Raw genomic sequence first — 22,691 nt, 5'->3', positions numbered from 1 at the left:
GAAAGAGGTTAGTTGCTCTGAATTACGCTGGTGAGCGCAGTTTCCATTTCTTCGCTATTCATCAAGTCGGTTATGCCGATTGCTTTGAATCCGGCAGCTTCGATTTCATCGGTGAGGTCGCGCATGGTGATAACAAAGTCAATGCCTTGCCAGGTGGCAAGTCCGGACAATACGTCATGTTCGAGTTCAATATCCCAGCCGTGTTTATCGATGATTTTTTGTGCTTTGATTTTGAGCATCAAAGAACTGCCCATGCCAGTGCGACAGACAATAAGACCCTTCATACGCTTTCTCCTGTAGTGTAAAAATAATTATTTTTCTTGATGATTTGGTGAAAAAAAATTATTATCCATTCACCGCGTTGAAAGATGTGATTGTGTTTGCATTTTGAGCAAAAAGGCGAAAAATGAGTCAGATTGATACTAACTTGCTGATAAATATCAGAAATGAATCCTCGGGGCTGAGCCCGATTCTGGAAAAGGTGGGCCGTTTTGTGACGGAAAACCCCGATTTTGTGATGCGGCATACCATTACCGAGCTAGCGGATTCCATCGAAACCAGTGAGGGAAGTATCACCCGTTTTTGCCGCGCGTTCGGCTTTAAAGGCTTTTCCGACTTCCGAACGGCACTGGCGCTTGAGCAGGGGGCAACGCGTCCTGATGAACAGGGAAATGAGGAGATCGCGGCTGTGGTGTCGAGTATTCGCGACAGCCACGCCATCCTTAATCAACAAGAGCTGTTTGCTGTCGCTGCGTGGCTTAATACAGTAACCAATGTCGCGATTTACGCCGTTGGCGCTGCCGTACCCGTTGCGCTGTTTTTGCAAATGAACCTGATCAAAATGGGCAAAGCGGCGAGTTTCGTCGATCGTTTTTATCTCGCCACGTCATCCATTATGGTCGACCCGCAGAGTCAGGGGATTATTGTGGTTCATACCGGAGAGTCGTCAGCGGACATGATGCAAGCCCTGACGCTGGCGAAGCAGCAGAATGTGCGAATTCTTTCCCTAACCCGCGGCACGATAGCGCCGTTGAGTCGTCTTTCCGACTGGAATCTGCAGGCGGCGGTGGCGTTGAAAGGGGAAGGTGAGTACGGTTTTGCAGAAATAGCCGGTGCGATGCTTGTTGCAGACCGACTGCTCAATGCCCTGGAAGCACAGGATGAACGCTATGCTGAGTGCCGCAAAGCTCATCAGAAAAGTATTTTCTCAATTGAAAGCGTGGCGAATAAACTTTCGCAATATTTTATGTCGTAGCCGGGGCGGGCGCGCCAGATGGCGCAGCGCTTATCGGGCCTACTGGCGTAGGCCCAAACGCGTCAATGAGTTAGTACATCACTTTATGACCGTACTGCTCCAGAATACCTTTTACGCGTTCCATTGTCTCTTTTTTCGGCGGCTTAACGCCGTCCAGTTTGTACTCTTCACCCATCGCCACCCATTTGTGCTTGCCTAACTCATGATAGGGCAGCAGCTCGATTTTCTCGACGTTACCCATATCGCGGGTAAACTCGCCCAGGCGATGCGCGGAGTCGTCGTCGTCGGACCAGCCTGGCACCACAACGTAGCGGATCCAGACCTTAACCTCTTTTTTCGCCAGATACCGGGCAAACTCCAGCGTGCGGTGGTTTGATACGCCCACCAGGTTCTGGTGGATTTCGTCGTTCATCTGCTTAAGGTCGAGCATCACCAGATCGGTCACTTCCAGCAGTTCATCAATAACCGGATCGTAACGGCGGACAAAGCCGTTGGTGTCCAGGCAGGTATGAATGCCTTCTTTTTTACAGGCGCGGAACCAGTCGCGAACAAATTCCGCCTGCAGGATCGCTTCGCCGCCAGATGCCGTTACGCCGCCGCCAGAGGCATTCATAAAGTGGCGATAGGTCACCACCTCTTTCATCAGTTCTTCAACGGTAACTTCTTTACCGCCGTGGGTATCCCACGTATCGCGGTTATGGCAATACAGGCAGCGCATCAGGCAGCCCTGGAAGAAAGTAATAAAGCGAATGCCCGGGCCGTCAACGGTACCACAGGATTCAAAGGAGTGAATGCGACCAATAACTGACATTGCGGTGTTTCTCCAGATGTGGCCCATCCGGGGCCGTGTTGGCGCACAGCTCATGGGCTGTGTCGAGTCTGTTTTGGCAGATACCCAAAGTATAGATAACTGACAAACCAGGCTGTGAGGCGGGCTATTTGCTAAAAAGGCCCCACTTACGTGGAGCCTTTATTCTACGCTTTTTCAGTCAGACAGGGAATTACATGGTCTGAGTGAAAGTACGGGTGATAACGTCCTGCTGCTGTTCTTTCGTCAGGGAGTTAAAACGTACTGCGTAACCTGATACACGAATGGTCAGCTGCGGATATTTTTCCGGATGTTCCATCGCGTCGAGCAGCATTTCACGGTTCATGACGTTCACGTTCAGGTGCTGACCACCTTCGATGGACGCTTCGTGATGGAAGTAACCATCCATCAGACCCGCCAGGTTAGTTTTACGAACTTCGTCGTCTTTACCCAGTGCGTTCGGTACGATAGAGAAGGTGTAAGAGATACCATCTTTCGCGTAAGCAAACGGCAGTTTAGCCACGGAGGTCAGAGAGGCAACCGCACCTTTCTGGTCACGACCGTGCATCGGGTTAGCACCTGGTCCGAACGGCGCGCCAGCACGACGACCGTCTGGGGTGTTACCGGTTTTCTTACCATACACAACGTTAGAGGTGATGGTCAGCACAGACTGAGTCGGGATAGCGTTACGGTAGGTAGTGAGTTTCTGAATTTTCTTCATGAAACGTTCTACCAGGTCAACCGCCATGTCATCAACGCGAGCGTCGTTGTTACCAAACTGCGGGTATTCGCCTTCGATTTCGAAGTCGATAGCCAGACCGTCTTCGTCACGAATCGGTTTCACTTTCGCATATTTGATAGCAGACAGGGAGTCAGCCGCAACGGACAGACCTGCGATACCGCATGCCATGGTGCGAACCACGTCACGGTCGTGCAGCGCCATCAGAGAGGCTTCGTAGCTGTACTTGTCGTGCATGTAGTGGATAACGTTCAGCGCGGTGACATACTGCTTAGCCAGCCAGTCCATGAAGTGATCCATGCGGTCCATCACTTCGTCAAAGTTCAGAACGTCGCCTTTGATCGGTTCAGATTTCGGACCCACCTGCATTTTCAGTTTTTCATCAACGCCGCCGTTGATTGCGTACAGCATGGTTTTCGCCAGGTTTGCACGCGCACCGAAGAACTGCATTTGTTTACCCACAACCATCGGGCTTACGCAGCATGCGATAGCGTAGTCGTCGTTGTTGAAGTCCGGACGCATCAGGTCATCGTTCTCGTACTGCAGAGAAGAGGTGTCGATGGACACTTTAGCGGCGAATTTCTTGAAGTTCAGCGGCAGTTTTTCAGACCACAGAACGGTGATGTTCGGCTCCGGAGAAGGACCCATGGTGTACAGGGTGTTCAGGAAGCGGAAGCTGTTTTTGGTGACCAGAGTACGGCCATCTACGCCCATACCACCGATAGATTCTGTTGCCCAGATCGGGTCGCCAGAGAACAGTTCATCATATTCCGGGGTACGCAGGAAGCGAACCATACGCAGTTTCATGACCAGGTGGTCAATCATTTCCTGAGCGTCTTGCTCGGTGATTTTGCCCGCTTTCAGGTCACGTTCAATGTACGCATCCAGGAAGGTGGAGACACGACCGAAGGACATTGCCGCGCCGTTCTGAGACTTAACGGCAGCCAGGTAGCCGAAGTAGGTCCACTGGATTGCTTCCTGAGCGTTGGTAGCCGGACCAGAGATATCGCAGCCGTATTTCGCCGCCATCTCTTTGATCTGACCCAGCGCGCGGTGCTGTTCAGCGATTTCTTCACGCAGACGAATCGTCGCTTCCAGGTTTACGCCATTCTCCAGGTCAGACTGCAGAGAGGTAAACTGCGCGAATTTATCTTTCATCAGGTAGTCGATACCGTACAGCGCAACGCGACGATAGTCACCGATGATACGACCACGGCCATATGCGTCTGGCAGACCGGTCAGAACACCGGATTTACGGCAACGCAGGATGTCCGGAGTATAAACGTCGAACACGCCCTGGTTGTGCGTTTTACGGTATTCAGTGAAGATTTTTTTCAGCATCGGGTCCAGCTCGCGATTGTACGCTTTGCAGGAACCTTCAACCATTTTGATACCGCCGAACGGGATGATCGCACGTTTCAGCGGCGCTTCAGTCTGCAGACCAACGATTTTCTCAAGGGCTTTGTTAATGTAGCCAGCGTCGTGAGAAGTGATGGTAGAAGCAACAGAGGTGTCAAAGTCAACAGGCGCGTGAGTGCGGTTTTCCTGTTTAACGCCTTCCATTACGCTGTCCCACAGCGCTGTGGTGGCTTCAGTCGCGCCAGCCAGGAAGGACTCGTCACCCTCATACGGAGTGTAGTTTTTCTGGATGAAGTCACGGACGTTTACTTCATTCTGCCAGTCACCTTTGGTAAAACCTTCCCAGGCTGTGGCTAACTTTTCATTAAGCTCGGACATGTAACACCTACCTTCTTAAGTGGATTTTTTATTTACTGCGCAGTGCGAAAATCAGAATTAATGATGATCGTTGCCGCGCAGATAAATGACCCAGTATGTCAACCCGACCAACAAACCGCCGCCGATAATGTTACCGATCGTAACCGGAATCAGGTTATCAGTGATGAAGTTCATCACGGTCAGGTGAGAAAAACTTTCCGGAGTAGACCCAACAGCGGTCCAGAATTCCGGTGTGGCGAAATCACGGATAACAATACCCATCGGGATCATAAACATGTTTGCGATACTGTGCTCAAAACCGCTGGCAACAAACATGGCGACCGGTAAAACCATGATAAACGCTTTATCCATCAGGCTACGACCTGAATAGCTCATCCATACGGCCAGGCACACCATCAGGTTAGCGAGGATGCCGAGACAGACGGCTTCAATAAAAGTATGGTGCATTTTGTGGTCGGCGGTTTGCAGAACATTGAGTCCCCATTGACCATTGGCGGTCATGTACTCGCCGGAAAGCCACATCAATAGCACAAAGAGCAGGCAACCCACCAGGTTACCAAAATAGACATTCAGCCAGTTTTTCGCTAACTGGCCCCAGGTAATACGCCCACTGGCTTTGGCAACAACAATCAAAACGGTGGAGGTAAAGAGGTCAGCGCCGCAAATTACGCAAAGGATCAACCCCAAAGAGAAGCAGATACCGCCAACCAGTTTCGCCATACCAAAGGGCATCGTACCCGTGCCGGTCGTCGCAGTGATATAGAAAACAAAGGCGATGGAGATAAATACACCGGCGGTAATCGCCAGGTAGAAAGTCTTAAGCGGATGTTTCGTTGCTTTATAGACACCTGCTTCCTCGGCCACTTTGGCCATTGCAGCAGGGAGTAAAAGATCAAAAGGGTTGTCAGCTTTCACACTAACTCTCTCTTTATTAAGTCGGCGACGAGATACTAACAAAGCATTATAGATGAGAAATTGATACAGATCATATCTCGCCTGGCTTATAGGCCCGTAAAGCGCATGGTTTTTATGCGATTTCGGTGTAATTTATTGATTATCCTAATAAAAATAAATTTTAAAATTTAGCAAATGAGTTGAATTTTTTCCTTCCTGGGTCTGTTGAGCGGTTAATTAATATGGAGTAATTGCCAAATAAAGTAACAAATAGCGGTTAATAATAGTAATATCAACTACCAATATTTAACCTTGTTATTACATTTATATTTGGATCTTCAAAAATAAGTAAAACGGGGCACGTAAAGCGCCCCGTAATATAGCTCAGACGATAATTAACGCCTACAGTCAGTAAGCCAATTGCCTTTATTTTGACCAGTATGCGGCTTTTGCGCGCTGCAGCTTTTCATACGCTTTCAGCAGAGACTGGTGTGAAGCGAAGGCATGAAGATCGCAATCCACCGGCTGCAGGCCGTAGAAGGCCGCTTCGCCGCTCAGCGCCGCGCTTGCCGCTTCTACCGCATCCGCGCCATACATACGCACAAAGGCGTTCAGGTATTGCAGCGGTTCGCGCTCTTCTTCCTGGGAAAGCAGCAGCAGCGTTTGCAGACAACGATAATAGTTGGCTCGCGCCGGCGTAAAGACGGACGCGTTGAACTCCATTGTCCATTCGGTCCAGATAAGCGCCTGTTCCAGATCGCCGCCCGCCAAAGCCAGCATCGCTTTCAGCTCGCCAATACGCAGGGTATACCAGCCATTATCCGGACCCGTCGCCAGGCCCAACAGTTCGCGCACGCGGGTAAAGTCATCAAACCCTTCATCATCTAACTGCTCGATAAGACGGAGATACTCTTCTTTTTCCCAGTTGCTACCCGGAAGCGAAAGCAGAGTATCGCGAAGATGCGTTCCCATGCTGTTATTCGCGAGCCACAGATCCTCGGCGGGATAGATGTCAGACATACCCGGTACGATGATACGGCAGGCGTACACACCAAGATGTTCATAATCGGCGATGTAGACCTCTTTATCTTCGGTGTTGAAGATGGCCATTAACGTTGCGAACTCCTCTTCGGTGGTGCCAGAGAAGTTCCAGTCGACGAACGGATAGTCGGCATCCTGCTTGAACAGATCCCACGAGATCAGACCGCTGGAGTCGATAAAGTGGGTTTCCAGATTGGTGTGCTCGGCCACTTCTTCGTCGTCGAAGGTGGGTGGGGTAAACACATCGAGATCTTTCAGTCCACGGCCCTGCAGCAGTTCGGTCACGGTACGTTCCAGCGCGACGCCGAAATCCGGATGGGCGCCAAAAGAGGCAAAACAGGTGCCGTTAGCCGGGTTGAACAGGACAACGCAGATCACCGGATAGTTGCCGCCCAGCGATCCGTCATAGGCAAAGATCGGGAAACCTTCCGCTTCCAGTGTCGCAATGGACTCCACCACCGACGGATAGCGCGCCAGTACATCGGCAGGGATCTCCGGCAGACTGATACTTTCGGCAATGATGCGATTTTTCACATAACGCTCAAAGACTTCCGACAGTCCCTGGACTCGCGCTTCATTACGGGTATTACCGGCGGACATACCGTTAGAGACGTACAAATTGCCGATAATGTTCATCGGAATATAGACGGTCTGGTTATCTGACTGGCGAGTAAAAGGCAGGCCGCACACGCCGCGTTCCTCGTTGCCGGACTGGAGATCGATCAACATACTGCCGGCGAGTTCGTTTTCCGGATCGTAGAAAGCGCGCAGACGCGCGTCGAGCAACCCTTCCGGCACGTCGTCACTGTCGTTCAGCGGGAACCATTTTTCGTTAGGGTAATGCACAAACGGGCCGTTGGCGATGGTATTGCCAAGCCAGAAATCGGCAAAGAAATAGTTCGTCGACAGACGCTCAAAATATTCGCCCAGCGCAGAGGCCAGCGCCGCTTTTTTCGTCGCGCCTTTGCCGTTGGTAAAGCACAGCGCGCACTCTTTGTCGCGGATGTGCACCGACCAGACGTTTGGCACCGGATTCAGCCATGAGGCTTCTTCAATATGGAAACCGAGATCGAGCAATTTTTGCTGGAAGCGAGCGATGGAATCTTCCAGGGCGGCGTCTTTGCCGGGAATAAATGTTTGCGTCATGAAAATCACTTTTGTCGTACGGAAAGCGCGCAATGATACGGGTTTTATCTGACTGACGCTATCGCCGCCACGAACGCGGCGGAAATAAAAGTTTTGACTATGCTTTTATGCAGTAAACCACCATAAGAGCAGAGAAATGAAAGCGTTTGATCTACAACGGATGGCACTGGACAAAGTGCCACTGGAATTTTTGGGCGAGGTTGCGTTACGTAGTCTTTATACCTTTGTACTGGTCTATCTGTTTCTTAAGCTGACGGGACGGCGCGGCGTGCGCCAGATGTCGCTTTTTGAAGTGTTGATTATTTTGACGCTGGGCTCCGCGGCAGGGGACGTCGCTTTTTATGATGATGTCCCAATGCTGCCGGTGCTGGTGGTCTTTATCATAATTGCGCTGCTTTATCGGTTGGCGATGTGGCTGATGGCGCGTAGTGAAAGGATTGGCGATTTACTGGAGGGGAAACCGGTCGTCATCATTGAAGATGGCGAGCTGGCATGGTCCAAACTGAATCATGCCAATATGACGGAGTTTGAGTTCTTTATGGAACTGCGTCTGAATGGCGTAGAGCAACTTGGCCAGGTGCGGCTGGCGATACTGGAAACCAACGGGCAAATCAGCGTCTATTTCTTTGAAGAAGAAAAGATAAAACCCGGTCTGAGCATTTTGCCTAAATATTGCACCGAGCGATTTCATGTCGTTCCCGAAACGGGAGATTACGCCTGCGTGCGTTGCAGCGAAGTCATTACCCTTAACGCTGGCGACAGGCAAGATTGTCCGCGCTGCAAGAATCCAGAATGGTCGAAGGCCAGTCGGGCAAAAAGGGTGCTCTGACAGCAAAAATATCGGTCATTAGCCATCAATCCGACAGATTGTGTTGTGTGAGCGAACACTCATTTTAACCGCGCCGATTATTACCCGTTGCGGCGCGTATCACTGAATGATAAAACCAATATCCACAGGAATAACGTAAACCCACTCTTTGCGCTTCGTCAGAGCGTGGGTGAATAACAATGCAACGTGGTGAGGGGAAATGGCTCAGGTTTTCAATTTTAGTTCAGGCCCGGCAATGTTACCGGCAGACGTGCTCAAACAGGCTCAACAGGAACTGTGCGACTGGAACGGTCTTGGCACCTCCGTCATGGAGGTGAGCCACCGCGGTAAAGAATTTATCCAGGTCGCAGCGGAAGCGGAACAGGATTTTCGCGATCTCCTCAACATCCCTTCCAATTATAAAGTTCTGTTCTGTCACGGCGGCGGACGCGGGCAGTTTGCGGCTATTCCGCTGAATATTTTGGGAAATAAAACCACCGCAGACTACGTGGACGCCGGTTACTGGGCGGCCAGCGCGGTAAAAGAAGCGAAAAAATACTGCACCCCAAACGTGATTGATGCCAAAGTCACCGTGGACGGACTGCGCGCGGTCAAGCCGATGAGCGAATGGCAACTCTCGGATAACGCGGCGTATATGCACTACTGCCCGAACGAAACCATCGACGGCATTGCCATTAATGAAACGCCGAATTTTGCCTCCGATGTGGTCGTGACGGCTGATTTCTCCTCAACGATTCTTTCGGCGCCGTTAGACGTTTCCCGCTACGGCGTTATCTATTCAGGCGCGCAGAAAAACATCGGACCTGCCGGGTTGACGATTGTGATCGTTCGCGAAGACCTGTTAGGAAAAGCGCACACCAGCTGCCCGTCGATCCTCGACTACACCGTTCTGAGCGATAACGACTCAATGTTTAATACGCCACCAACTTTTGCCTGGTATCTTTCCGGCCTGGTATTTAAATGGCTGAAGGCGAATGGCGGCGTCGACGCGATGCATAAAATCAATCAACAGAAAGCCGAACTGCTGTATGGCGTGATTGATAACAGCGATTTCTACCGCAACGATGTGGCGAAAGCCAACCGTTCCCGCATGAACGTACCGTTCCAGTTGGCGGACAGCGCGCTGGACAAACTGTTCCTTGAAGAGTCTTTTGCGGCAGGTCTTCACGCGCTGAAAGGCCACCGTGTGGTGGGGGGAATGCGTGCGTCCATTTATAACGCGATGCCGCTGGAAGGCGTCAAAGCCCTGACCGACTTTATGGTCGATTTCGAACGTCGTCACGGCTAAATAAGTGTGGCGTTTCATCCCCACAGCGTCGTCTGTGGGGTTTTTATTTTTGTTTTTTGAGAGTTGAGTACATGGAATCCCTGACGTTACAACCCATCGCGCGGGTCGATGGCACCATTAATCTGCCTGGCTCTAAGAGCGTGTCTAACCGCGCTTTGCTCCTGGCGGCGTTAGCCCATGGCACCACCGTTCTGACCAACCTGTTAGACAGCGATGATGTGCGCCATATGCTCAATGCGCTGAGCGCGTTGGGGATCAATTACACCCTTTCTGCGGATCGTACCCGTTGCGAAATCACCGGCAACGGTGGTCCGCTACAGGCTACCGGCGCACTGGAGCTGTTTCTGGGCAACGCCGGAACGGCCATGCGTCCGCTTGCCGCAGCGCTTTGCCTCGGTACAAACGACATTGTGCTGACCGGCGAGCCGCGTATGAAAGAGCGACCAATTGGTCATCTGGTTGATGCGTTGCGTCAGGGCGGGGCCTGTATTGACTATCTGGAGCAGGAAAACTATCCGCCGCTTCGTCTGCGCGGTGGCTTTACCGGCGGTCAGGTTGAGGTTGATGGCAGCGTTTCCAGCCAGTTTTTGACCGCACTGTTAATGACGGCCCCTCTGGCGTCGCAGGAAACCATTATCAGCATTAAAGGCGAGCTGGTGTCGAAGCCGTATATCGACATTACGTTAAATCTGATGAAAACCTTCGGCGTGGAAATTGAAAACCATCACTATCAGCGTTTTGTCGTGAAGGGCCGTCAGCAATACCAGTCTCCCGGTGTTTACCTGGTCGAAGGCGATGCTTCATCCGCCTCTTATTTCCTTGCCGCGGGAGCCATTAAAGGCGGGACGGTAAAGGTGACCGGTATTGGCCGCAAAAGTATGCAGGGGGACATTCGCTTCGCGGATGTGCTGGAAAAAATGGGGGCGACACTGACCTGGGGCGATGATTTTATTGCCTGTACTCGCGGTGAGCTAAATGCCGTTGATATGGACATGAACCACATTCCCGATGCGGCAATGACCATTGCGACGGCGGCGCTGTTTGCTAAAGGTACGACCACGCTTCGTAACATCTATAACTGGCGCGTCAAAGAGACCGACCGTCTGTTTGCGATGGCGACCGAGTTGCGTAAAGTAGGGGCGGAAGTGGAAGAGGGGCGCGACTATATTCGCATCACCCCGCCAGCGAAATTACAGTTTGCTGAAATTGGCACCTATAACGATCACCGTATGGCGATGTGTTTTTCGCTGGTGGCGTTATCCGACACGCCGGTGACCATTCTTGATCCGAAATGTACCGCTAAAACCTTCCCGGATTATTTCGAGCAGTTGGCGCGTATTAGCACTCCCGCCTGATTATCTTTCGCGCCAGCCTTTGTGCTGGCGCGCTTGCGTCCGCTTTCGTACTTTATTTACCCTTATCGCTAATGCTACCTTCCTCTCGATTTAACCTCTTGATTTATATCTTTTTATTATAAATATCATTGGAAGATTAGCATGAAAAATAAATCATTGCTGCTGGCGGTGGCGATTTCCGCTACGTTAATGGCTGGCTGTAAAAATGGCGTCAACGGCGATTTACTCGCCAGTTCCGGCGTCGCTGCTTACAAAGCGGCGACGCTTTCGGATGCGGACGTCAAAGCGCTGTCTGCTGAGTCCTGCAAACAGATGGACAGTGAAAATAAAGTGGCGGGTTCTAAGAGCAAATACACGAAGCGGCTAAATAAAATCGCGAAAGCGCTGGGCAATAACATTGACGGCACGCCGGTATCTTACAAGGTATATATGACCCGTGAGATCAACGCATGGGCAATGGCCAACGGCTGTGTTCGCGTCTATTCAGGCCTGATGGATCTGATGACCGATAACGAAATCGAAGGCGTTCTGGGGCATGAGTTAGGCCACGTCTCGTTAGGGCATTCCCGTAAAGCCATGCAAACGGCCTATGCAACGTTGGCGGCCCGTGACGCCCTCTCCGCTACCAGCGGAGTGGCGTCCAAACTGTCGCAATCTCAACTCGGCGACCTGGCCGAAGGGGTAATCAACTCTTCGTTCTCCCGCAGCCAGGAATCGGATGCTGATGATTTCTCCTATGACCTGCTGAAGAAACGCGGCATAAATACCCAGGGACTGGTCACCGCATTCGATAAATTCGCCACCATGGACGCGGGGCATGCGAAATCATTGATGGACTCCCACCCCGCCTCAGCCGATCGCGCTCAGCACATGCGCGACCGTATTGCCGCCGACAAAAAGTAAAACATTGTCATCTTTTGGGCTGGTTATGCGCCAGCCCGCTATAATTGCGCAATTATTCTTCATCTGAATACAGACGATTCGGGTTTTTGCACACAACGTTAACGATTGTGGGCGTTGGCGCGTATAATGCGCGGCGTTTACGTTAACGGTGTGCCTGTTTAAGGAGAGAAAGATGACGGCAATTGCCCCGGTAATTACCATTGATGGCCCAAGTGGTGCAGGAAAGGGCACCTTGTGCAAGGCAATGGCGGAAGCATTGCAATGGCATCTGCTGGACTCTGGTGCTATCTATCGCGTGTTAGCGCTGGCGGCGCTGCATCATCATGTCGATGTCGCCTCTGAAGATGCGCTGGTTCCGTTGGCGACCCATCTTGATGTGCGCTTTGTCTCAACCAACGGAAATCTGGAAGTGATTCTCGAAGGCGAAGATGTGAGTGGTGAAATTCGCACGCAGGAAGTGGCGAACGCTGCGTCACAGGTCGCCGCCTTTCCACGCGTACGTGAAGCGCTGTTGCGTCGTCAACGCGCCTTCCGTGAGTTGCCTGGCCTGATCGCGGACGGACGGGATATGGGGACGGTGGTTTTTCCTGACGCGCCGGTGAAAATCTTCCTTGACGCCTCCTCTGAAGAACGTGCGCATCGCCGTATGCTACAGTTGCAGGAAAAGGGCTTTAGTGTTAACTTTGAACGCCTTTTGGCCGAGATCAAAGAACGCGACGATCGCGACCGAAACCGTGCTGTAGCGCCGTTAGTTCCCGCTGCTGATGCTTTAGTTTTAGATTCAACCCGATTAAGCATTGAGCAAGTGATTGAAAAAGCGCTACAATACGCGCGCCAAAAACTGGCACTCGCTTAAAAGCGACCGAATTTGCAGTACCCCCGTTGCAATGGAATGACAGCGGGTATGTTAAACAACCCCATCCGGCATGGAGTCAGATGGACGTTAAATATGAAACCTGAAGATTAAACATGACTGAATCTTTTGCTCAACTGTTTGAAGAATCCTTAAAAGAAATCGAAACCCGTCCGGGTTCCATCGTTCGCGGTGTTGTTGTTGCTATCGACAAAGACGTAGTACTGGTTGACGCTGGTCTGAAATCTGAGTCCGCCATCCCGGCTGAGCAGTTCAAAAACGCCCAGGGCGAGCTGGAAATCCAGGTGGGTGACGAAGTTGACGTTGCTCTGGATGCAGTAGAAGACGGCTTCGGTGAAACCCTGCTGTCCCGTGAGAAAGCTAAACGTCACGAAGCATGGATCACGCTGGAAAAAGCTTACGAAGATGCTGAAACTGTTACCGGTGTTATCAACGGCAAAGTTAAGGGCGGCTTCACTGTTGAGCTGAACGGTATTCGTGCGTTCCTGCCAGGTTCCCTGGTAGACGTTCGTCCAGTGCGCGACACGCTGCACCTGGAAGGCAAAGAGCTTGAGTTCAAAGTCATCAAGCTGGATCAGAAGCGCAACAACGTTGTTGTTTCTCGTCGTGCCGTTATCGAATCCGAAAACAGCGCAGAGCGCGATCAGCTGCTGGAAAACCTGCAGGAAGGCATGGAAGTTAAAGGTATCGTTAAGAACCTCACTGACTACGGTGCATTCGTTGATCTGGGTGGCGTTGACGGCCTGCTGCACATCACCGATATGGCCTGGAAACGCGTTAAGCATCCGAGCGAAATCGTAAACGTTGGCGACGAAATCACTGTTAAAGTGCTGAAGTTCGACCGCGAGCGTACCCGTGTATCCTTGGGCCTGAAACAGCTGGGCGAAGATCCGTGGGTTGCTATCGCTAAGCGTTACCCGGAAGGTACCAAACTGACCGGTCGCGTGACCAACCTGACCGACTACGGTTGCTTCGTTGAAATCGAAGAAGGCGTTGAAGGCCTGGTACACGTTTCCGAAATGGACTGGACCAACAAAAACATCCACCCGTCCAAAGTTGTTAACGTTGGCGACGTAGTGGAAGTGATGGTTCTGGATATCGACGAAGAACGTCGTCGTATCTCCCTGGGTCTGAAGCAGTGCAAATCTAACCCGTGGCAGCAGTTTGCGGAAACCCACAACAAGGGCGACCGTGTTGAAGGTAAAATCAAGTCTATCACTGACTTCGGTATCTTCATCGGCCTGGACGGCGGCATCGACGGCCTGGTTCACCTGTCTGACATCTCCTGGAACGTTGCAGGCGAAGAAGCAGTACGTGAATACAAAAAAGGCGACGAAATCGCAGCCGTTGTTCTGCAGGTTGACGCAGAGCGCGAGCGTATCTCTCTGGGCGTTAAACAGCTGGCAGAAGATCCGTTCAACAACTGGGTTGCACTGAACAAGAAAGGCGCAATCGTAAACGGTAAAGTGACTGCAGTTGACGCGAAAGGCGCAACCGTAGAACTGGCTGACGGCGTTGAAGGTTACCTGCGCGCATCTGAAGCTTCCCGTGACCGCGTTGAAGATGCAACACTGGTTCTGAGCGTAGGCGACGACGTTGAAGCGAAATTCACCGGCGTTGACCGTAAGAACCGTGCAATCAGCCTGTCTGTTCGTGCGAAAGACGAAGCTGATGAGAAAGATGCCATCGCAACTGTTAACAAACAGGAAGATGCAAACTTCTCTAACAACGCAATGGCTGAAGCATTCAAAGCAGCTAAAGGCGAGTAATTCTTTGAAACTTCGGGATGTTTCATCGCGAAGTCAGATGAGATTACTTGACAGATTACAGGATTCGTTCTGTAATCAATGACAAAGGGCGGCTACGGCCGCCCTTAATCAATGCAACAGCAGCGCTTATATGCCTTATAGGAACCGGAGGAATCATGACCAAGTCAGAATTGATTGAAAGACTTGCAACCCAGCAATCTCATATTCCCGCAAAAGCGGTTGAAGATGCAGTTAAAGAGATGCTGGAACATATGGCCTCGACTCTTGCGCAGGGCGAGCGTATTGAAATCCGCGGTTTCGGCAGCTTCTCTTTGCACTATCGCGCACCACGAACCGGGCGTAACCCGAAGACTGGCGATAAAGTCGAGCTGGAAGGAAAATACGTTCCGCACTTTAAGCCAGGTAAAGAACTGCGCGATCGCGCCAATATTTACGGTTAAGTTTCCTCAAAACGTAACCTGCGAAAAAGCACCTTTCTGGTGCTTTTTTCATTTCTGACGCTCTATTCAGGAAGACGCCCCGCAATAAATTTGGCGGTTTACAACACGGTGATAAAAACGCTGGAAACCGCATCGTAAAGCCTGCCATTACCGCCTGACAGACTGTTGGCTAACCTGCACACTTCCGCTCACACGGAGGTGTTCATGAAAATCACGACGGTCAGCCTGTGCGCGCTATGCGGTATTTTCCCTTTGCTTTTCTTACCGGCTTTGCCTGATACGCTTTGGCTTGTCAGTCTTTTCGCGCTGGCCTGTTCGCTAACGCTTTTCTCCGGCAAATGGATGCAGCTTGCCGGGCTGGTTCTGTTGTTTTTTCTGTGGGGCGTTTTCGCGGCTAAACAGTCGCTTTGGGCCGGAAACACGCTGCCGGTAAAAAATCAGGACGCCATTATCGAGCTGACCGCGACGGATAACATCACGACACACGCCGGACGTATCACTCATCTGGCAGGGCATCGTCTTTTTCCTGCGGTGGGTATCGTTCTTTATGGGCAGTATTTGCCTTCCGAACCCTGTGCAGGGCAGCACTGGGCGATGACGATTAGGATCAAGGCTGTTCACGGGCAGTTAAATGACGGGGGATTTGACAGCCAGCGCTACGCCCTGGCACAGCATCAACCGCTCACAGGCCGTTTTCTGCAGGCAAAAATCCTGGACGGGGAATGCAGTTGGCGAGCCAGATATCTCGCATCACTGAAAGCCAGGCTGGCGGAGTATCCGTGGCAGCAGGTGATAGTCGGTCTGGGGATGGGGGAACGTCTGGCGATCACGAAAGAGGTGAAAAACATCCTTCGCGATACCGGCACCGCCCATCTGATGGCGATTTCCGGGCTGCATATTGCCTTAATGGCTCTGCTCGTCAGTGGATTGCTTCGTGGCGTTCAGTTTCTGCTGCCGGTGCGCTGGATCCACTGGCAGCATCCGCTTATCGGCGGGCTGCTCGGCGCCATATTCTACGCCTGGCTAACCGGTCTTCAGCCACCCGCGCTGCGTACGATCATTGCGCTATTTGTCTGGACGGCGCTAAAGCTGAGTGGACGGCAGTGGAGCGGATGGGCCGTCTGGTGCAGCTGTCTGGCGGCGATTGTTATTTGCGATCCGTTGGCGGTGCTCTCCCAGAGCCTGTGGCTTTCCGCTTTCGCCGTTGCGGCCCTGCTGTTCTGGTATCAATGGTTTCCCTGTCCGGAGTGGACGTTACCGCGGGCAGGGCGTTTATTGGTCGAGCTGGCCCATTTACAGTTGGGGATGACGCTGTTGCTTTTGCCGCTGCAAATCGCGTTGTTTCACGGCCTTAGCCTGACCTCTTTTGCGGCGAATTTATTCGCCGTGCCGCTGGTAACGTTTATTAGCGTACCGCTGATCCTCGCAGGAATGGTGGCGCACGTCAGCGGGCCGTTAGTGGTTGAGTCTGTACTGTGGTATCTGGCCGATCGCTCGCTTGCCGCCGTGTTCTGGGCGTTAACCCAATTGCCGAAAGGATGGATAGCGGTAGATGCGCGCTGGCAGTGGCTGGTTTTCGCTCCCTGGCTGGTGCTTGTTGGCTGGCGGTTTAATGCCTTACGGGTGTTACCCGGACTCTGCCTGGCAACGCTTGCCCTGCTCAGTTGGCCTTTCTGGAGCCCGCCGCGTACCGATACGTGGCAGGCGCATATGCTGGATGTTGGACAAGGATTGTCGGTAGTTATCGCGCGTAACGGCAAAGCGCTGTTGTACGACACCGGGCTGGCCTGGCCTGAAGGGGACAGCGCGCAACACATTATTATTCCGTGGCTACGCTGGCATCATCTGGAGCCAGAAGGGATTATTCTCAGCCATGAACATCTTGATCACCGGGGTGGGCTAGACTCTATGCTGAGCGCCTGGCCCGGGCTATGGGTCCGCAGTCCGTTAGGCTGGCGAAATCATTTACCGTGTTATCGCGGTGAGGTCTGGTACTGGCAGGGATTGCGTTTCAGCGCGCACTGGCCGTTAAAAGGCGATCGCGGCAAGGGCAATAATCACTCCTGTGTGGTGAAGATCGACGATGGTCGCCACAGCCTACTGTTGACGGGCGACATAGAGACGCCAGCTGAGCAACGGATGCTGAGTCATTACTGGCAGCATCTGTCGGCTACGATTATTCAGGTGCCGCATCATGGCAGCAATACGTCCTCTTCGCTGGCACTCATACAGCGGGTTAATGGCGAGATGGCGCTGGCCTCGGCATCGCGTTATAACGCCTGGCGGTTACCGTCATGGAAGGTCAGACAGCGTTATCAGCAGCAGGGGTACCAGTGGCGCGATACCCCGCATCAGGGGCAAATTTCGCTGGATTTCTCCGCACAGGGCTGGCGCATAAGCAGCCTACGGGAGCAAATTTTACCGCGTTGGTATCATCAGTGGTTTGGCGTGTCAGACGATAACGGGTAGAATATGCGGCTATTTCAACAAATGCTGGTTTTTTGAATGCATAACGATAAAGATCTCTCTACGTGGCAGACGTTTCGCCGACTGTGGCCTACCATTGCGCCTTTCAAAGCGGGTCTGATCGTGGCGGGTGTGGCGTTAATCCTCAACGCGGCCAGCGATACCTTCATGTTATCGCTCCTCAAACCTTTACTTGATGAAGGTTTTGGTAAAACCGATCGCTCAGTGCTGCTCTGGATGCCGCTGGTGGTCATTGGGCTGATGATATTACGTGGTATTACCAGCTATATCTCCAGTTACTGCATCTCCTGGGTATCGGGCAAAGTGGTGATGACCATGCGTCGCCGTTTGTTTGGTCATATGATGGGGATGCCCGTCGCCTTCTTCGATAAGCAATCTACCGGGACACTGCTCTCCCGCATCACCTATGATTCTGAACAAGTGGCTTCCTCGTCCTCCAGCGCGTTGATTACCGTTGTGCGCGAAGGCGCGTCGATAATCGGCCTGTTTGCCATGATGTTCTATTACAGCTGGCAACTGTCGATTATCCTCGTGGTGCTGGCGCCGATTGTGTCGATTGCGATCCGCGTGGTATCAAAGCGTTTTCGCGCCATCAGTAAAAACATGCAGAACACGATGGGGCAGGTCACGACCAGCGCCGAGCAAATGCTGAAGGGACACAAAGAAGTCCTGATCTTTGGCGGCCAGGAGGTCGAGACCAAACGCTTTGATAAGGTGAGCAACAAAATGCGTCTGCAGGGGATGAAAATGGTCTCCGCGTCGTCTATTTCTGACCCCATCATCCAGCTTATCGCCTCGCTGGCGCTGGCGTTTGTGTTGTATGCGGCTAGCTTCCCGAGCGTTATGGAGAGCCTGACGGCGGGGACCATTACCGTTGTCTTTTCGGCAATGATCGCCCTGATGCGTCCGCTGAAATCTCTGACTAACGTCAACGCCCAGTTCCAGCGCGGTATGGCGGCGTGTCAGACTCTGTTTGCGATTCTCGACAGCGAACAGGAAAAAGATGACGGTAAACGCGTTATTGAACGCGCCAGCGGCGATCTGGAATTCCGCAATGTTACCTTTACCTATCCGGGACGCGAAGTGCCTGCGCTGCGCAACATCAACCTGAAAATTCCGGCGGGTAAGACGGTCGCGCTGGTGGGGCGCTCTGGCTCCGGTAAGTCGACGATCGCCAGTCTGATTACGCGTTTCTACGACATCGATGAAGGCGAAATCCTGATGGATGGTCACGATCTGCGTGACTATACGCTGGCGTCCCTGCGTAATCAGGTTGCGCTGGTGTCGCAGAATGTGCATCTGTTCAACGATACGGTAGCCAACAATATTGCCTATGCGCGTAACGAGCATTACACCCGTGAGCAGATCGAAGAGGCTGCTCGCATGGCTTACGCAATGGATTTCATCAATAAGATGGATAATGGCCTCGATACCATCATCGGAGAAAACGGCGTGCTGCTCTCCGGCGGTCAACGTCAGCGTATCGCCATTGCGCGCGCGCTGTTGCGTGACAGCCCAATCCTGATTCTGGATGAAGCGACGTCGGCGCTTGATACCGAATCTGAGCGCGCCATCCAGGCGGCGCTGGACGAGTTGCAGAAAAACCGCACATCGCTGGTGATTGCGCATCGCCTTTCTACCATTGAACAGGCTGATGAAATTGTGGTGGTGGAAGACGGCGTGATCGTAGAACGCGGGACGCATAGCGAACTGCTGGCGCACCATGGCGTCTATGCGCAGCTACACAAAATGCAGTTTGGTCAATGATCGCACGCATCTGGTCCGGTGAATCGCCTCTGTGGCGGCTACTCCTGCCGCTCTCCTGGCTGTATGGCCTGGTGAGCGGGGCGATTCGTCTGTGCTATCGGCTGGGCATCAAACGCGCCTGGCGCGCCCCGGTGCCGGTTGTTGTGGTGGGAAACCTGACGGCAGGCGGTAACGGCAAAACGCCGGTGGTGATCTGGCTGGTGGAGCAGCTTCAGCGACGTGGACTGCGCGTTGGTGTTGTTTCGCGAGGCTACGGTGGCAAAGCGGCTGCCTATCCCCTGTTGTTGAGCGCTGAAACCACTACGGCCGAGGCGGGTGATGAACCCGTGCTGATATATCAGCGTACCGGGGCGCCGGTTGCCGTATCGCCTCATCGCCCGGAGGCGGTTCAGGCGATACTGGCGCAGCATGACGTCCAGATTATCGTGACTGACGATGGTTTGCAGCACTATCGTCTGGCGCGCGATGTTGAGATCGTGGTGATTGACGGCGTTCGCCGCTTCGGTAACGGCTGGTGGTTACCGGCAGGGCCGATGCGTGAACGTGCAGGCCGTCTGAAAACCGTTGATGCGATGATTGTTAATGGCGGTGTGCCGCAGCCGGGAGAAATTCCAATGCGTCTGGAGCCGGGGCTGGCGGTAAATTTGCGCACTGGCGAGCGGCGTAACGTCGCGCAGTTACACAATGTCGTTGCGATGGCAGGCATTGGTCATCCGCCACGTTTTTTCGCCACGCTTGAAGCCTGCGGCGTGCAGCCGCAAAAGTGTGTCGCACTGGCGGATCACCAGGCGTTGCGCGCGCGTGACGTACAGGCATTGCTGAATGCAGGGCAAACGCTGATCATGACGGAAAAAGATGCCGTGAAGTGTCGCGCGTTTGCTGAAGACAACTGGTGGTATCTCCCTGTCGATGCGCATTTGTCGGGGAACAAACCTGAAGCGTTACTTGAAAAGCTGATCTCGCTGGCGCGTTAGCATTCTGACACGAGGGCAGCGAATGAATGATGGAGTCATCAATGTCGTTGCCGTCCCTTTCTCTTAAAGAGGCCCGTCTTCTCCACCTCGCTGCACAGGGCTTACTGCGCAAGCCACGCCGTCGAGCCCGCGAGTCCGATATTCTCGCGACCATAACCCGCATGTCGCTGTTGCAAATCGACACCATCAATATTGTCGCGCGCAGCCCTTATCTGGTGTTGTTCAGCCGTCTGGGGGATTATCCCTCGCAGTGGCTTGACGCCGCGCTGACTCGCGGCGAGCTAATGGAGTACTGGGCGCACGAAGCCTGCTTTTTGCCGCGCAGCGACTTTAAGCTCATACGTCACCGGATGTTGACCCCGGAAAACATGGGCTGGAAGTACAAAGCGGCGTGGATGAACGACCATGCCGGGGAAATTGAACAACTCATACAGCATATTCAGCATAACGGCCCGGTGCGGTCGGCGGATTTTGCGCATCCACGTAAGGGAACCAGCGGATGGTGGGAGTGGAAGCCGCATAAGCGCCACCTGGAAGGGCTGTTCACCGCCGGGAAACTGATGGTGGTTGAACGGCGCAACTTTCAGCGCGTTTATGATTTAACCCATCGCGTGATGCCGCACTGGGATGATGAGCGCGACCTGCTACCGCGCGCCCAGGCTGAGCTGTTCATGCTGGACAACAGCGCCCGCAGCCTCGGCATTTTTCGCGAGCAATGGCTGGCGGATTACTATCGGCTAAAGCGACCCGATCTACAGCGCTGGCGAGAGACGCGCGCGGAGCAACAGCAAATTATTCCCGTTGAAGTCGACACGCTCGGTACGCTGTGGCTACACGCAGAGCTCCTGCCGCTGCTTGAACAGGCGCAGGCAAAAAAGTTGAGCGCGACGCACAGTGCGGTTCTGTCGCCGTTTGACCCGGTGGTCTGGGATCGTAAACGCGCGGAACAACTCTTCGGTTTCAGTTATCGGCTGGAATGCTACACCCCCGCGCCGAAACGGCAGTTTGGTTATTTTGTCCTGCCGTTGCTTCACCGGGGACAGCTGGTTGGTCGGATGGACGCCAAAATGCACCGTAGAACAGCGGTGCTGGAGATCATTTCGCTGCACCTGGAAAAGGGCGTCACGTCCGGGATTTCGCTACAGAACGGCTTAAAACAGGCGATTGGCGATTTTGCCCGCTGGCAGCAGGCCACGCGCGTGACGTTAGGCCACTGCCCGCCGGGACTGTTCACGGAATGTCGGCAGGGCTGGGAATTAGACGCAGACGCGTGAACGATTATGATAAGATTTACCGATTCACTGTCCGGTCCATCTGGAGGAACTATGGATCATCGTCTGCTTGAAATCATCGCCTGCCCGGTTTGTAACGGGAAACTCTGGTTTAACCAGGAAAAACAAGAACTGATCTGCAAACTGGATAACCTTGCGTTTCCCCTGCGTGACGGCATTCCCGTCCTGCTGGAAACAGAAGCCCGCGTGCTGGCGGCTGACGAGGGGAAATCATGAGTTTCGTGGTCATCATCCCCGCGCGCTATGCGTCAACGCGCCTGCCTGGCAAACCGCTGCTGGACATTAATGGCAAGCCGATGATAGTGCACGTCCTGGAGCGCGCCCGTGAATCCGGCGCCGAGCGTATTATCGTCGCAACCGATCACGACGATGTCGCGCGCGCCGTTGAGGCTGCGGGCGGCGAAGTCTGCATGACCCGCGCTGACCACCAGTCTGGCACGGAACGTCTGGCGGAAGTCGTCGAGAAGTGCGGGTTTAGCGATGACACCGTGATTGTTAACGTTCAGGGTGACGAGCCGATGATCCCGGCGGTCATTATTCGTCAGGTCGCAGAAAACCTGGCGCAGCGTCAGGTCGGCATGGCTACGCTGGCGGCACCGATCCACGGCGCGGAAGAAGCCTTTAATCCCAACGCGGTCAAAGTTGTGCTGGATGCGGAAGGCTATGCGCTTTACTTCTCGCGCGCGACAATCCCATGGGATCGTGACCGATTCGCCAAAAGCCTGGAAACCGTTGGCGATACCTTCCTGCGCCATCTGGGGATTTACGGCTACCGTGCCGGTTTCATTCGCCGTTACGTGAGCTGGCAGCCCAGCCCGCTGGAGAACATCGAGATGCTGGAGCAGCTCCGTGTGCTGTGGTACGGCGAAAAGATCCACGTCGCGGTGGCGAAAGAAGTTCCCGGTACCGGGGTGGATACCGCCGAAGATCTTGAGCGCGTCCGCGCCGAAATGCGTTAATGTTCCCTTACGACGCGTCGTCCGATCCTGGGCGGCGCGTCGTACCGTTACGATTTTCCTCACATTTTCTTGTCAACAATTGATCTCATCCGGGTGACATCTGCCCCTCTGGCGCTCATTATAAAAGCAGTAGC

General features: G+C 53.2%; 19 protein-coding genes. 14 read left to right on the top strand and 5 right to left on the bottom strand.

The features are described 5' to 3' along the window. Nucleotides 1-8: 8 nt before the first annotated feature. On the bottom strand, nt 9-284 hold the full coding sequence (locus tag OGY07_RS22770; RefSeq protein WP_181821585.1) for a PTS sugar transporter subunit IIB: 276 nt from the start codon (nt 282-284) through the stop codon (nt 9-11). 122 nt (nt 285-406) lie between these two features. On the opposite strand from OGY07_RS22770, the gene OGY07_RS22765 reads away from it, so the two are divergent. Further along, entirely contained in the window at nt 407-1,255 is an 849-nt protein-coding gene (locus tag OGY07_RS22765) for a MurR/RpiR family transcriptional regulator (protein WP_286603350.1), read from the top strand. A 70-nt stretch (nt 1,256-1,325) separates the two neighbouring features. Here OGY07_RS22765 and pflA read toward each other — a convergent pair whose 3' ends face one another. From pflA to ycaO, 4 genes are all read right to left on the bottom strand, one after another. Further along, nucleotides 1,326-2,066: a pyruvate formate lyase 1-activating protein gene (gene pflA, locus OGY07_RS22760; RefSeq protein ID WP_042288154.1), complete on the bottom strand. Its 741-nt coding sequence runs from the start codon at nt 2,064-2,066 to the stop codon at nt 1,326-1,328. 190 nt (nt 2,067-2,256) lie between these two features. Further along, a complete protein-coding gene (pflB, locus tag OGY07_RS22755) occupies nt 2,257-4,539 on the bottom strand; it encodes a formate C-acetyltransferase (RefSeq protein ID WP_042288152.1) in 2,283 nt (760 codons plus the stop codon). 57 nt (nt 4,540-4,596) lie between these two features. Beyond that, a complete protein-coding gene (focA, locus tag OGY07_RS22750) occupies nt 4,597-5,454 on the bottom strand; it encodes a formate transporter FocA (protein WP_286603346.1) in 858 nt (285 codons plus the stop codon). A 405-nt stretch (nt 5,455-5,859) separates the two neighbouring features. Further along, the gene (gene ycaO, locus OGY07_RS22745) at nt 5,860-7,620 is read right to left on the bottom strand and encodes a 30S ribosomal protein S12 methylthiotransferase accessory factor YcaO (RefSeq protein ID WP_286603344.1); all 1,761 of its coding nucleotides are present in this window, start codon (nt 7,618-7,620) and stop codon (nt 5,860-5,862) included. A gap of 136 nt (nt 7,621-7,756) precedes the next feature. On the opposite strand from ycaO, the gene OGY07_RS22740 reads away from it, so the two are divergent. From OGY07_RS22740 to kdsB, 13 genes are all read left to right on the top strand, one after another. Further along, a complete protein-coding gene (locus tag OGY07_RS22740; RefSeq protein ID WP_042288148.1) occupies nt 7,757-8,449 on the top strand; it encodes a DUF421 domain-containing protein in 693 nt (230 codons plus the stop codon). 199 nt (nt 8,450-8,648) lie between these two features. Continuing rightward, nucleotides 8,649-9,737: a 3-phosphoserine/phosphohydroxythreonine transaminase gene (gene serC, locus OGY07_RS22735; protein ID WP_181821579.1), complete on the top strand. Its 1,089-nt coding sequence runs from the start codon at nt 8,649-8,651 to the stop codon at nt 9,735-9,737. 71 nt (nt 9,738-9,808) lie between these two features. Then, nucleotides 9,809-11,092 (top strand): 3-phosphoshikimate 1-carboxyvinyltransferase, encoded by a 1,284-nt coding sequence (gene aroA, locus OGY07_RS22730; protein WP_042288144.1) that lies wholly within the window; start codon nt 9,809-9,811, stop codon nt 11,090-11,092. Nucleotides 11,093-11,233: 141 nt separating this feature from the next. Next, on the top strand, nt 11,234-11,995 hold the full coding sequence (gene loiP / locus OGY07_RS22725) for a metalloprotease LoiP (RefSeq protein ID WP_286603341.1): 762 nt from the start codon (nt 11,234-11,236) through the stop codon (nt 11,993-11,995). A 172-nt stretch (nt 11,996-12,167) separates the two neighbouring features. Then, complete coding sequence (cmk, locus tag OGY07_RS22720; RefSeq protein ID WP_042288138.1) at nt 12,168-12,851, top strand: (d)CMP kinase; 684 nt, start codon at nt 12,168-12,170, stop codon at nt 12,849-12,851. A 113-nt stretch (nt 12,852-12,964) separates the two neighbouring features. Continuing rightward, nucleotides 12,965-14,638: a 30S ribosomal protein S1 gene (gene rpsA, locus OGY07_RS22715; RefSeq protein ID WP_042288135.1), complete on the top strand. Its 1,674-nt coding sequence runs from the start codon at nt 12,965-12,967 to the stop codon at nt 14,636-14,638. 155 nt (nt 14,639-14,793) lie between these two features. Further along, nucleotides 14,794-15,078 (top strand): integration host factor subunit beta, encoded by a 285-nt coding sequence (ihfB, locus tag OGY07_RS22710; protein WP_000167332.1) that lies wholly within the window; start codon nt 14,794-14,796, stop codon nt 15,076-15,078. Between the two features lie 204 nt (nt 15,079-15,282). After that, nucleotides 15,283-17,547 (top strand): ComEC family protein, encoded by a 2,265-nt coding sequence (locus OGY07_RS22705; RefSeq protein ID WP_286603333.1) that lies wholly within the window; start codon nt 15,283-15,285, stop codon nt 17,545-17,547. A 36-nt stretch (nt 17,548-17,583) separates the two neighbouring features. Next, entirely contained in the window at nt 17,584-19,332 is a 1,749-nt protein-coding gene (msbA, locus tag OGY07_RS22700) for a lipid A ABC transporter ATP-binding protein/permease MsbA (RefSeq protein WP_042288128.1), read from the top strand. Further along, a complete protein-coding gene (gene lpxK, locus OGY07_RS22695) occupies nt 19,329-20,306 on the top strand; it encodes a tetraacyldisaccharide 4'-kinase (RefSeq protein WP_286603330.1) in 978 nt (325 codons plus the stop codon). Before msbA ends, lpxK begins: the two co-directional genes overlap by 4 nt. Before the next feature lie 41 nt (nt 20,307-20,347). Beyond that, complete coding sequence (locus OGY07_RS22690) at nt 20,348-21,580, top strand: winged helix-turn-helix domain-containing protein (protein WP_286603328.1); 1,233 nt, start codon at nt 20,348-20,350, stop codon at nt 21,578-21,580. A 51-nt stretch (nt 21,581-21,631) separates the two neighbouring features. Next, nucleotides 21,632-21,814 carry a protein YcaR gene (ycaR, locus tag OGY07_RS22685; RefSeq protein WP_042288120.1) on the top strand — a complete coding sequence of 61 codons (183 nt, stop codon included), beginning with the start codon at nt 21,632-21,634 and terminating at the stop codon, nt 21,812-21,814. Then, a complete protein-coding gene (gene kdsB / locus OGY07_RS22680; protein WP_181821570.1) occupies nt 21,811-22,557 on the top strand; it encodes a 3-deoxy-manno-octulosonate cytidylyltransferase in 747 nt (248 codons plus the stop codon). Before ycaR ends, kdsB begins: the two co-directional genes overlap by 4 nt. Nucleotides 22,558-22,691 lie beyond the last annotated feature (134 nt).

Source organism: Citrobacter sp. Cs237, assembly GCF_030332325.1.
Classification (GTDB): Bacteria; Pseudomonadota; Gammaproteobacteria; order Enterobacterales; family Enterobacteriaceae; genus Citrobacter_A; species Citrobacter_A sedlakii.
This window is presented reverse-complemented; position numbering and strand designations above follow the sequence as displayed.